General features: G+C 50.8%; 9 protein-coding genes. 6 read left to right on the top strand and 3 right to left on the bottom strand.

Annotation, left to right across the window (positions count from 1 at the left end; translation table 11 throughout):
* Window positions 1-25: 25 nt before the first annotated feature.
* The 3 genes from IQE94_RS11570 to gghA all read right to left on the bottom strand — a co-directional run bounded on the left by IQE94_RS11570 (window position 26) and on the right by gghA (window position 5,182).
* Window positions 26-850 carry an RNA methyltransferase gene (locus IQE94_RS11570; protein WP_212718473.1) on the bottom strand — a complete coding sequence of 275 codons (825 nt, stop codon included), beginning with the start codon at window positions 848-850 and terminating at the stop codon, window positions 26-28.
* An 80-nt stretch (window positions 851-930) separates the two neighbouring features.
* On the bottom strand, window positions 931-2,457 hold the full coding sequence (glpK, locus tag IQE94_RS11575) for a glycerol kinase GlpK (protein WP_223341987.1): 1,527 nt from the start codon (window positions 2,455-2,457) through the stop codon (window positions 931-933).
* Window positions 2,458-2,515: 58 nt separating this feature from the next.
* The gene (gghA, locus tag IQE94_RS11580; protein ID WP_212718477.1) at window positions 2,516-5,182 is read right to left on the bottom strand and encodes a glucosylglycerol hydrolase; all 2,667 of its coding nucleotides are present in this window, start codon (window positions 5,180-5,182) and stop codon (window positions 2,516-2,518) included.
* A 242-nt stretch (window positions 5,183-5,424) separates the two neighbouring features.
* Between gghA and ggpR the strand changes: the two genes are divergently transcribed.
* The 6 genes from ggpR (at window position 5,425) to IQE94_RS11605 (ending at window position 12,966) form a co-directional block, all read left to right on the top strand.
* Window positions 5,425-5,697, top strand: coding sequence for a glucosylglycerol biosynthesis transcriptional repressor GgpR (gene ggpR, locus IQE94_RS18765; protein ID WP_304650917.1), 273 nt, complete (start codon window positions 5,425-5,427; stop codon window positions 5,695-5,697).
* A gap of 276 nt (window positions 5,698-5,973) precedes the next feature.
* Window positions 5,974-7,473 carry a glucosylglycerol-phosphate synthase gene (gene ggpS, locus IQE94_RS11585; RefSeq protein WP_223341989.1) on the top strand — a complete coding sequence of 500 codons (1,500 nt, stop codon included), beginning with the start codon at window positions 5,974-5,976 and terminating at the stop codon, window positions 7,471-7,473.
* Window positions 7,474-7,627: 154 nt separating this feature from the next.
* Entirely contained in the window at window positions 7,628-9,289 is a 1,662-nt protein-coding gene (gene glpD, locus IQE94_RS11590) for a glycerol-3-phosphate dehydrogenase (protein ID WP_212718481.1), read from the top strand.
* A 220-nt stretch (window positions 9,290-9,509) separates the two neighbouring features.
* Window positions 9,510-10,907 (top strand): lipoprotein, encoded by a 1,398-nt coding sequence (locus tag IQE94_RS11595; protein ID WP_212718483.1) that lies wholly within the window; start codon window positions 9,510-9,512, stop codon window positions 10,905-10,907.
* Between the two features lie 57 nt (window positions 10,908-10,964).
* Window positions 10,965-11,468, top strand: a complete 504-nt coding sequence (locus IQE94_RS11600) for a hypothetical protein (RefSeq protein ID WP_212718485.1) — start codon at window positions 10,965-10,967, stop codon at window positions 11,466-11,468.
* A 10-nt stretch (window positions 11,469-11,478) separates the two neighbouring features.
* Window positions 11,479-12,966: a hypothetical protein gene (locus tag IQE94_RS11605; protein WP_212718487.1), complete on the top strand. Its 1,488-nt coding sequence runs from the start codon at window positions 11,479-11,481 to the stop codon at window positions 12,964-12,966.
* The last annotated feature ends 48 nt before the right edge of the window (window positions 12,967-13,014 follow it).

Here is a 13,014-nt window from a genome sequence, read left to right on the forward strand (position 1 = left end):
AGAACCGGAGGGCAAAGAACCGAACTTACTTTGGTGTTGACGCCGACCATTGTTGACGCCTGGCTTCGTACAGCATTACCCCGACGGCGATCGCCACGTTGAGGGATTCCACTGCTGGGGCCTGGGGAATGGCCACTTGTTGGGTGGTCAATTCAAGCACGGGGGCACTGAGCCCTTGGCCTTCACTGCCAAAAATTACTACGGTGGGAAGCTGAAAATCAATTTCCCACAGGGTTTGTTGCCCCTGGGGTACGGTGGCAATTAGTTGCAGTCCCTGGGCTTGGAATTTTTCCAACACTGACAGCAGGGATTCTTGTTGTTGTTGGGGCAAAAGTAAACTACTACCGGCGGAGGAACGTAACACTTTAGGACTAGTGGGATCAACGCAGTCGGTGGTTAGCCAAATGCCTTCCACTCCGGTGGCGGCGGCGGTTCTCAGAATGGTGCCCAGGTTACCTGGATCCTGTAATCGTTCCAGTACCAAGCCCAATTGAGGCCTGGGGGGAGGCGATCGCCAAAACTGATCCATGGCCAAGGTAGCTACCACGCCGTCGGGGTTAACGGTGCTGGCCATTTTTGCCAGAACTTCCCCACTTACAAGATAACTTTGGTTGGCTTGGGCCACTAGGCGATCGGCTAGGCTGGGATTTTTGCTTTGCCAAACTGCGGTGAAACAGCCAGAATTAAAGCGTTTTCCCTCGGCTAAGGCCACCTCCAGCAAATGGGTTCCTTCCAAGAGAAGCTGACCCTGTTGTTTGCGTCCCTTGGTTTGGTGCAGTTGCCGCAGTTGTTTAACCAGGGGGTTTTGGGGGCTGGTGATGGAGGCAATGTCGCTGGGCAATGGGTACACCTTCCTGAATGGGCATGGGCAGAAATGGACAATAAATTAAGCCTAAGCCTATTTTTCCGCAGTTAGGGGGCCAGAAAAACCTACTCCGCTGCCGACTCGGCCCAATTTTTTGCTCGACCAACGGCCTCCTGCCAAACCGCAAAATTAGCCCGGGCATTGGCAGATCCTTCCCCAGGCTCGAATACCCGGTTAATGGCCCGATTTTCCACTAGGGAGAGGTAATCCCGCCAGAAACCCACCGTTAACCCAGCCCCAAAGGCGGCCCCTTGGGCTGTGGCATCCAACACCACCGGGCGCTCCACCGGAATGCCCAAAACATCCGCTTGGCATTGCATCAAAAAGTCATTGTTACAAGCTCCCCCGTCCACTTTCAGTTGTTGAATGGCAGCGGGACTGTCTTGGTTAATGGCCTCCACCACTTCCCTAGCTTGGAAGGCGATCGCCTCTAGCACAGATCTCACGAGATGAGCTTTAGTCACCCCGGCGGTCAAGCCCAGAAAAGCGCCACAGGCATTCATGTCCCAATGGGGCGCTCCCAAGCCACTCAGGGCGGGCACAAAGTAAACGCCGCCATTGCTATCCACACTGCGAGCGAGGGTTTCACTGGCCGCCGCCGAGTCAATTAAACCTAATTTGTCCCTCAGCCATTGCACACAGGAGCCAGCGGTGAACATACTTCCTTCCAGGGCATAGTCGGTTTTTAGGCTTTGGTCGGAGTTGGTTTGGGTCCAGGCCACGGTGGACAGTAGGCGGTGCTGGGAACGGGTAATCTTTGCCCCTGTATTGGCCACCAAAAAGGCCCCCGTGCCATAGGTGCATTTCAGTAACCCAGGGCGATCGCAACCGTGGGCATAGAGGGCCGCCTGTTGGTCACCGAAAATGGCGGTGATGGGAATTTCTACCCCCAAAATGGCCGGATCCGTCACCCCGAAATGCCCTAAGCTAGGCCGCACCCCCGGCATAATCTGACCGGGAATGGCGAACAGATTCAACAGTTTTTCATCCCAAGTAAGGCTGTCCAAATTGAGCACCATGGTGCGGCTGGCATTACTGTGGTCTGTGCGGTGAACTTTACCCCCGGTTAAATTCCAGAGGGCCCAACTGTCAATGGTGCCCGCCAAAAGGTTAGCCGGATCAACATCTCGGTTATGTTTGACCCAATCCAATAGCCAATGGAGCTTGGTGGCGGAAAAATAGGCATCCAACACAAGACCAGTGCGGTCATAAATTTCCTCCACATAACCCTTGGCTTCCAAGGCCCGGCAAAACTGGGCAGTGCGCCGATCCTGCCAAACGATCGCCGGGTGGAGGGGTTGCCCGGTGGTTTTATCCCAGAGCAGACAGGTTTCCCGTTGCACTGTGAGGCCGATCGCCACAATTTGTTGGGGTTGGATAGCGGTTTTTTGCACCACTTCCTCCATGGCAGTTTTAGTATCCCGCCAAATTTCCAGGGCATCATGCTCCACCCAACCGGCCTTGGGATAGGACTGGGTTAATTCCTTATAGACTTGTCCCGCAATGTTGCCCTCGTGGTCAAACAAAATGGCCCGATTGCCCGTGGTACCCAAGTCCAGGGCCATTACATACTGATTGTGTTTCGCTGTCATAGACAGTAACCTCCAAAAAATTAATCAACAAATCTCTAAATCCCTGCCCCGATGGGCCCTAGGATGCCCCCTGGGAACGACTGTTGCGTAAAATCAAACCCTGGCCGTCTCGCAACTCAAACACCCGCAACGAATCTGCGGTGGAATCCACATTCACCCCCGGGGTGGCGATCGCCACTTCCCATTCCTGCAAATCCAGTTGCAACCAGTCCCCCAAGGTAACAATGGCCGGATCTCCCTCCATATGGGTTACCATCACCACCCGGTCAGGATCATCACTGTGGGCCGTGGCCGGGTTGGTCCTGAGGCCATAAAAAAGAGTGTGGCCATTTTCATGGATGCGGTTAAAGCGATCGCCGTCTTGGAGATTGTGATGTAACCAAGGATGTTGCCGTCGGTAATTGCGTAAAGCCAAATTAAAACGACTTCTTTCTGGGTCCACCTGGTCTAGGTAATAGGAAACACGGCAGGCCTCATGGCCATCCTCCATAAAGGCCCGGGCAAATTTTTTCAATTTGGGCACATCCAAACGGGTGACAAATTCCGGTTGCTCGGCATGCTTGAACTGACTAAGCAATTCCAAATCACAGGCCGCCGCTTCCCCATCTTCCTCCGGGTCGTAGCCCAGGCAATGGCGACAGGCCTTTGCCACTGCTTCCAGGTGAAAATCTTTTTTGACCATCGCATCGGCCACCGCCTTCATGAACCGTTGCAGTAGCTCCAAATTACCAAAGCCCAAAGCCTTCAGTTGGGGGAATAACTGGGGATGTTGGTATAACTCCGGGGAAATTTGCCAGTCCAAAAATCCCGCTTCTTCAAAAGCCACTTTGACGCCGTACCGTTCATCCGTGTTGCGGAAAAACCCCCAGGGACTGTGCATCATCGCATTTAAAAAATCCATCGGTAGCCCCGGACAAAAACCATACACCCACAGCAACGTCGCCGGATTATCGTAGGCATTGTGCAACACTTCCGGTAGGGTTTTGCCCAAGTTCCAGTTGATTTCCGCCTGGTGATGGTCAATTTGGTTGCCCCGGCGCACCGTATCGTGGTTGCCACAGCCGGTGATCCACCGATCGCCTTTGTACATGACTTCACAAACCCGTTCCCATTTCCGTTGCCAAAAACCCTTGAGGGAAGGGGTGTTATGGGCAAAAATCAGGGGCCCCCACTGGTAGGATTCCGGCCGCAGTTCAATTAATTCCCGGTAGGTGGATTTCTCTTCCCAACCGTCCTCTGGCCAGGGGCGGCCATCTTCAAAAATGGTAAACAGTAACCGTTTACAACCTTGAATTTCCTGCACCACATCACTCATGGCCAACAGATAGGCATCGTCCTGTTCCACCCTCCCTGTGAGGGGATTAAAAAAGCGAAAATCCTGGCCCCCATCTACCCGAATGCCGTCGGCACCAGTGTTAATTTTGCGCCGTTGCATTTCCAGCAAAAGAGCCCGCACCATGGGTAACTGGTGATTTAAATCCTGGCCATACATATTGGGCCCTTTGAAATATTGCCGATTGAGCAATTCCAACGCCTGGTTATCGGCATGGCCATAAACCAAGTCGTAAATTATCTGGATGGGGCCACCGGGAAAATTGTGTAGCGTAGCAATGAAATCTACCAATTCATCCGGGCGTAAAGTGCCCAATACCGCTGGATTGGTAGCTCCAGAACCGAGAATTGGCACGTCGTAGCCCCAATTTTGGGTATTGGGTTTGCGGAGGGTAACTTTAATTTTTTCTTCCACCACCACTTCCACTTCCGCGCCTTCTTCCACTTCTATTTCCTCAATCTCCTCCCCGGCGATCGCAAAGAATTCGTGGTCTTGGTTAAAATCCTCCAGACGATATTCAATGGTGGGTTCGATGGGTAACAGTTGGATAGCGTCGTAGCCCACATAGTTATGTTCTCCATCATTGAAAGGTTCTTCCCGGAGTATTTTTTCCCCTAACCGTTGGTAAATTTTGGTGAGCCCTGCCAGGGTACCCTCCGGGGAAGCGGTGTTGATGTGGATTTGCAAAATGTTAGTCATTGCCCCCACCCGACAGATGGCCGCCTCGCTATCTTCATCGGGATGCAAATTTTGATCCACGGCAATGGCCGGGTTGAGCACCGCCGCCCGCTGGGCTTGAAGTTGCTCCGGGTCAAAAACGTTTTCAGGATGTTCTTGGCATCGGTTCAGGGCTGCCGATCGCCGTAGGTAATCCAAATCGGCCCGTTCCCGCTGTATCTTTTCCATGTCGTACAGTTCCGCCGGGGCAAAAATACCGTAGGGCAGGGAGTAGGCCAGGGGGTCCCGAATCACCAAAGTTTTAGACAAAATGGAATCGTAATAGCGCAACCAGTAGAAAGAACCTGCTTGCTCCCGTCTGCCGGGCCGCATCCCCGACAGTACCGCCCAGACAAATTCCCCCTGCTGGGGCAGTTCAATACGTTCCCACCGGAATGATGTCGTTTGTTCCGGGGCTTGGAATTCAATCTCCCCCAGGGGCGTGAACACCTCCAGGTAAATTAATTTTTCGGTAAAAGCTCCTTCCCCCGCTAACCGGGGCACCCAAAAGCCCACCTGGGTCAGACCATCTTCTTGATAGTGGGCCCCCAATTTTTTTGCCACTTCCCGAGCCGCTTGGAAATAGTTGTCTGGGGATTCGGTGACGGTGCGGGCCCACTCCATTAGTTTTTCTGTTTTGTCTTCAACAAGATGGATGCGATTTAATTCTTTCATACTTAAAAATAAGCCCAAAATAAGCCGAATTTGTCGGGGGAGAAGGGAGCTTTAGCGCCGCTATTCCCTATCCAAGGGGGTAAAACCAGTGGCAATCCTAGGATAGACCCTGGGCAAACTAGTTCACAGTGTTTATTGTTTTTCCCGGGGCGATCGTCGGGGGCAAAGCTCAATGTTATCAAAACTCCATAAAAAAACTGCAAAAATTATCCTGGCTGTGTGGAAGTCAAAAAGACTAGAAAATGAGATCAAACAATAACAAAAAATCAATTCACCCTAGCGATCGCAATAGTTTTAAGGTTAACAAAAAAAATAGAATTTACCGCAATCAATGGGTAAATTCCCAGTGGATGCCCCCAACTCTAGAAGCAGAAATCTTGCCAGAAAAGCTTTTTCTGTTACTATACTTAACAAGTAACTACTTTTCCCATAGTCCGGGGGCGGCTTTCCAAAAACCAGAGATTGGTGGCTTGCCGCTGCTGTTCTCCCCTGGAGCAAGGGGGAAAGGTAATTAGTGTTACGGCATTTTACCGGCGGGTTAAGTAATCTTTAACAAAGATTGTATGAGCCGTCACCGTAATTGCCCCCACGGGGGAACGCGATGTCTGCGGACTCGCCCAGGACGTAATCAATTTTTCTGTACCGATATTAGCGGTGAAAAGTTTTATTCAACGTACTAAACTGCCCCGGCGGGAATTAACTTGGGTTCCAAGAAGTCGGGTACATTAGCCGTACTAGACCAGCCCAATAGTTACTTTGTTTGATTCTTTCTTTTGGAGACCGCTGATTTTATGAATTCATCCCTTGTGATCCTTTACCACCGTGAGCCCTACGATGAAGTTAGGGAAAATGGCAAAACGGTATATCGGGAAAAGAAGAGTCCCAACGGGATTTTGCCCACCCTCAAAAGCTTTTTTGCTGATGCCGAACAGAGTACTTGGGTGGCCTGGAAGCAGGTAACCTCAAAACAGAAGGAAGATTTCCAAGAGAAAATGTCCATTGAGGGCCTTGGCGATCGTTGCACAGTGCGCAGGGTGCCCCTAACGGCGGATCAGGTGAAAAATTTCTATCACATCACCTCCAAGGAAGCTTTTTGGCCCATTCTCCACTCCTTCCCCTGGCAGTTCACCTACGACTCTTCCGATTGGGAAAATTTCAAGCAGATCAATGAAATGTTTGCCACGGCGGCCTGTGAAGATGCCGATGACGATGCCCTGTTTTGGGTTCATGACTATAACCTCTGGCTGGCTCCCCTTTACATTCGTCAGCTCAAACCCAACGCCAAGATTGCCTTTTTCCATCACACTCCTTTCCCCAGCGTTGATATTTTCAATATTTTGCCCTGGCGGGAGGCGATTGTGGAAAGTCTGTTGGCCTGTGACCTCTGTGGCTTTCACATTCCCCGTTATGTGGAAAATTTTGTGGCGGTGGCCCGCAGTCTCAAGCCAGTGGAAATCACAAGAAGGGTGGCGGTGGACCAAGCTTTTACGCCCTACGGCACGGCCTTGGCGGAACCGGAACTCACCACCCAGTTGCGCTATGGCGATCGCCTAATTAATCTCGATGCATTCCCCGTTGGTACCAATCCGGCCAATATCCGGGCGATCGTGGCTAAGGAAAGTGTGCAAGAAAAAATCAGCGAAATTAAACGAGATTTGGATGGCAAAAAACTGATCGTTTCCGCTGGTCGGGTGGATTACGTTAAGGGCACCAAGGAAATGTTGATGTGCTACGAGCGTTTGCTGGAGCGTCGTCCTGAACTCCAGGGGGAAATTAGTCTGGTAGTCCCCGTAGCCAAGGCCGCTGAGGGAATGCGTATTTATCGCAACGCCCAAAACGAGATTGAACGACTGGCAGGGAAAATTAACGGCCGCTTTGCCAAACTGTCTTGGACGCCGGTGATGCTGTTTACTTCTCCCCTAGCCTATGAGGAACTCATTGCCCTATTCTGTGCCGCCGACATTGCCTGGATCACTCCCCTGCGGGACGGTTTGAACCTGGTGGCCAAGGAATATGTGGTGGCCAAAAACGGTGAAGAAGGGGTCTTAATTCTGTCGGAATTTGCCGGTTGCGCTGTGGAACTGCCCGATGCGGTGTTGACCAATCCCTATGCTTCTAGCCGTATGGACGAATCCATTGACCAGGCCTTGGCCATGGACAAAGAAGAACAGAAAAAACGGATGGGGAGAATGTACACCGCCATTAAACGTTACGACGTTCAACAATGGGCCAATCACCTCTTGCGAGAAGCCCACGCCGATGTGGTGCTAGGGGAACCTCCCCAAATGTAGGCGATCGCCAATGCCGGTTGTTGTCGACGGATTGCAGCCCAATAACCATTGTCCCAACCCCCTAAAAATTACCCAGAGTTAAAGTTTAGGGGGCTTTTTTCCATTTCATTGCACTGATTACAAGACTTATTCCTCATTGGAGCATTACCCAGCCATGCGTAATTTCCCAGAAATCCAAAATACGGCCTATGACCTAATTGTGATTGGGGGAGGCATTAACGGGGTTGGCACTGCCCGGGACGGGGCCCTACGGGGCCTAAAAACTCTCCTGATTGAAAAGGATGATTTTGCCAGTGGCACTAGTAGTTGGTCTACCCGCTTAATCCACGGCGGTCTGCGCTACTTAGAATATTTTGAATTTAACCTGGTGCGGGAATCGTTGCGGGAGCGGGAAGTCCTACTCCACACTGCCCCCCATTTGGTTCATCCCCTGCAATTGACCATTCCGGTATATGACTGGTCAAGCCGAGCCTATTGGGAAATCCAAGCGGGCATGATTCTTTATGACATCCTCAGTTTTGATAAAACCCTCCCTCCCCACCGGATGTTGCGCCCCCAACAGTTTCAGCAATTGTTCCGGGCGGCGGAAAAGCAAGGTCTGAAAGGGGGAGCCCAATATTTTGATGGCCAGGTGGAGTATGCAGAGCGGTTGGATTTAGAGGTGACCCTGTCGGCCCAAAAGGCGGGGGCTGAGATGCTCAATTATGTGGCTGTGAGGGGTTTGGAGAAAGGAGACAATAATCTGATCACCGCCATCCATTGTCAGGATCAACTGAGCGGAGAAAAATTTACGGTTAATAGCACCCAGGCGATCGTCATTAACACCGCTGGCCCCTGGGTCGATGAGGTTTGCGGCCTAGCCCGTCGGGGTTCTGAACCTATTGCCATCGTCAACGAAAGAAAAATTGGTGGCACCAAAGGCAGTCATATTGTGGTCGATCCCTTCCCTGGAGCCCCAGCTTCAGCTTTATACGTAGAGGCATTTGTGGATAAGCGGCCCTATTTCATCATTCCCTGGTTGGGTAAATATCTGATTGGCACCACCGACCACCGCTATGATGGTTCCCTCGATCAGGTTAAAGCTAGTGATGACGAGATTGATTACCTCATTGCGGAAACTAACCGGGTCATGCCAGCGGCCCAGTTAACTAGGCAGGACGTGCGCTTTACCTATTCCGGGGTGCGGCCTCTGCCCTACACCGATGGGAAGAAAGCAGGCAGTATCACCCGCAATCATATTCTTTACGACCATAGTCAAGACGGAGTTAATAATTTGATTTCCCTGATTGGCGGTAAGTTGACCACCTATCGTCAGGTGGGGGAAGAAATGGTGGATAAGGTTTATGCCAAGTTGGGACGCTCTGCTCCTCCCTGCCCAACTCTCACCCAACCCCTACCCGGGGCGGAAGCCTATCCCCTGTCCTTGGAAACTGCCATGGATAAATACGGTGATCAATTAGAACGGCATTCTATTCAACATTTATTTTGCTTGTACGGAGCTAGGGCGGGAGAAATTTTGGCTTTAGTGCATGGGGCACCGGAGTTGGGAGAACAAATTATTCCTTCCTTGCCAGATATTAAAGCCCAGGTGGTTTTTGCGGTACAAGCAGAAATGGCCCATACCCTGGTGGACATTTGCCGACGACGCACGGCGATCGCCATGGTGACCGATGATTACGGCTTTAGCGCCCTGGCCGGCATTTGCCAAACATTAATGAACCACTGTGGCTGGACCCAGGGGCAATGTGACGAACAAATTCAGAAGTACCATGAATATATGGAGGAAAACTGCATTCCCGACTATTGTCTTAACTGAAAAGGGAGGATTTGAAAACACTCTTTGAAAGGGTGACAAACTTTTGACTTGCCGGCCACAGTAAAGAAAAGCTGACAGGATCATCCAAGGAACTCTCGCCTAAAATTAAGGCTATAGAGGGCAATCGCACCGCTTGATTTTTTCGGAGCAGTGCACTAGGCTAATTGGCGAACTCCTGCTCTGTTGAATCATTTCCATTATTGTCTTTCTGGGTTGTTGTGTGAAAAGCTGGATTCTCTTCTCGGTGTTAGTGCTGACCTTAGCTGGCTGTGGTCAAAGGGGAGGTTTGCCCTGTGTGGAAACAGATCAAGGAGTGGTGGAGCGCAGAGATGAAGAATATTCCCCAGGTCCCTTTGAGAGCTTGAATGTGATGGTCGGGGTAGATGCCAGTGAATCCATGGTTGGGTTTGTCAGCCAACCCGGTAGTCGCTACGGCCAGGCGATCGCCTCTTTGCATACGTTGCTGCAAAACAAAAATCTGCCCACCTCCTATTGGCGGGTGGGGAGCAATGACACCATCAACCAAGCCCAATCCATTTCAGCGACCCAATTCCTTGCCGCTAGTAAAGCACCCTTTTATTGTCGTCGGGATCAACCCATAGCTGAATATCCCTGTGTTTCTAGTACCTTAGGGCAACTTTATGAGTTGGAAGCCCAGGCCACTGACGGAGCCAATCCAGCCCCAGAAAATGACAATGGTGAAGGGGATAGCAACAATGCCACCGCTCCCCGTAGTCTGAAAATTTTGCTCACCGACTTGGAGCCTGACGATGCCGCCGTTGGTCAAATTTCTGGGTTAATTAGCAAAGAATTAAAGGCCAATCCCAACTACAAGGCGGTACTTATAGGGGTTCGTAGTCAGTTTCGGGGCAATGTGTACTCGGCCAATGCTAGCTATCCTACCTTTGTTTACGATACTGCTGGCCAAGATGTGGACCAAAAAGGCCGACCTTTTTTCATCTTGATGACTGGTCCCCAGGACACGGTGGATGAATTGGTGAAGGAATTTCGTCGGCTTCCGTTAGATGTCAATAAGGCTTTTCAGGCTTCTGCCTTTGAATTGGGGCAAGGGGATACGGTAACCCTAGACAATAGTTCTTTAACAGGTACTATTCAAGAATGTGTCATCGAAATCGGCTCTGTGGATGGCCAAAGGCCAAATCAAGACCAGGAAAAGGATTGGCTCATGCTCGAACAAACCAATTGCGGCGACAATTCTGCTACCCCTCTGCCTTCTTTAGAGTTGAATATTCCTTCTAAAAGTACCGTTTCCCTCACTGGTGGAGAGCTAACCCCAGATCTTTTCAATGTTTCTGAACCCTTTTTGACGGTGAAAAAAGCAGAAATTGTCCAAAATCCAGGGGGAGAGGACGCCCGCCTTTTATTAACCGCTGTTTTTGATGGTAATCAGTTACCCCAGGGACAAGGCAAACTGGTTTACGTTACCCTTGGCGATCGCCAGTTGGATCAAGCGGTGTGGCAGGATTGGGACATGGACATCAGCAACCCCAACGGCGCCAGAACCCAAAATTTACGGCTTTTTGTGTCGGGATTGCGGGGGGCCGTGGCCAATGATCAGGACGCTGTTAAGTTTTGTCTCGGCTACAGCCACTATTAGATTACTTAATCAAAATTTTTGCTAATCTTCACGTATTAGTTCGTCAGGATAGGGGTTATGAAAATTGCGGAGATAGTGGCCCTCGTGGTGACAGTGGCGATCGCCACCATTGTGATTTTTGGGCTACAGCCATGGCTATTGGGCGGGAGTGGACTGCCCCTGAGCTTATCCCGAGGGAACTTGGACAAATGGGCCTCGGAGATTTTATTTCCCACCCTTTACCTGGTTTATGCCCTGGGTGCCCTACTCCTCTTCTTCTGGATTACCAAAGCCCTCAATGGCAGTTTTACCAAAGCCCAGGACGTACTCAGCACCGGTGGCCTTTGGTGGATTTTTGCCATTGTCCTTGGTGTAGTGACCATGTTGGCCCTAGTGGGTCTAAGTTTCTTTAACGGTTGGTTTGACGATACTCGTAACTTAGAACCCTTCTTCTGGCTACTGGGCTTCATTATTGTCGATGTGTTGTTAATTTTCTGGCTGCCCACAGCCCTAGCCACCCCCAAATCCATGCGCTATGTGCCACCAGGGTCAATGTTGTTACGCAAAATTTACGGAGGTTAAAGCTTAAGCCATGCGAAAAATTTATGCCATCGGCGTGGGGGGCAGTGGGGCCAAATGTGTGGAAGCGGCCATTTTTCTCCATTCCCTAGGCCTGTACGGCGAGAACTCCGAACTAAAAATTTTATTGGTCGATGCGGATACTTCCAACGGTAACTCCCAAAGAACTGGGGTAAATTTCCGCACCACCGACGATGCCCAAAAAGCCTTTGGCCAAGGGAAAAGTCCCCTCATGGGCGGGCAATTTTTCCATTACGGCACCTGGAATCCCTTGGGAGATCAAATCCACAACACTAACCTAGCGGCAGTTTTCAACAAACAGGCTTTGCGGGCCGGCGCTCCCCCTTTGGCAAAATTATTTGATGCTCTCTACAGCCCAGCGGAACAAAATGCCGATCTGGGGGTGGGATTTCGGGGTCGTCCCCCCATCGGTTCAGCAGTGATGAGTCGCTTGGAATTGAACAGTCTCGGACAAACCCAAGCCGGGGGCTGGCAACAGCTATTTAATAATTTGACCACGGATTTAGGGGTAGGCCATGGCGATGAAGTAGTGGTGCATTTCTTTGGCAGTATTTTCGGGGGCACCGGTGCGTCTGGGGTTCCTACCCTAGCGAAGTTGGTTAGTAATCAATTAAAAGAGGGGGGGCTCCAGGTTCGTATTCACGCATCTTTACTGTTGCCCTACTTTGCCTTTGAGCGGCCCGACGACGGGGATCAAACCGTATTTGCCGAAACTCGCTTTTTTGCCCTTAATACTCAGGCGGCATTGCAGTACCTAACCGAGCAATCAGAAGGTTGTTTCGACAGTGTGTATCTCATTGGGGACAATGCCCAAACTAGGTACGATTCCCACACTGGGGGCAAAAATCAGGAAAATGGGGCCCATTTCGTCGAACTGTACGCCGCCCTGGCCGCTAACCATGGCTTTGGTCAACCGATGGGGGAAACGGTGGCCCACTACATTAGCAAAGCAGATATTAATAGTCTAATTTGGACTGATCTACCGGACAGCGAAACTGCCAAGTTGGCCCTCAGTAAAGGAGTTAAATTTGCCTATGCTTGGTTCTACAACTTCTCTTTGGAATTAGAAGCGGCCCGTAAGTTAGGGGGCAAAAAGTTTGCAAAGGGTGCTCCCTGGTTCCAGCAGTTTTTTGCCCTTAGATCCGGGGAAGGGGATAAGCCCCTGGTGGACAATGCCCAGGAAGTGGCCAAAAATGATCTACTCACAGCCTGGGCCAAGAAGTTTTTGCAATGGGCCCAACAGGTTTCCTCTGCCCATGTCAATGGCGAGCAACTCTTCCAGCTCAAACATTTGGACGATCTGAAACAAAACCCCGGTTACCGTGAACATCTCCATCAATTAATTATTGACAAAGAACGCAGTCAAGCGGCGCAAAGTGGCGATCGCCTAGACAATATTAAGAACCGTTTGGCTGATGAGGGCAGAAGTTACGATAACGGCGTTTTTGGTTTGGCTCACGCTCTGTTTGCTTTGCTTTAGTCTGCTTTACATTGATTTAATTGATTTAACTGTGAATCAGCTTTTTGA

Origin of the sequence: Synechocystis sp. PCC 7339, from assembly GCF_019924095.1 — a bacterium.
Classification (GTDB): Bacteria; Cyanobacteriota; Cyanobacteriia; order Cyanobacteriales; family Microcystaceae; genus Synechocystis.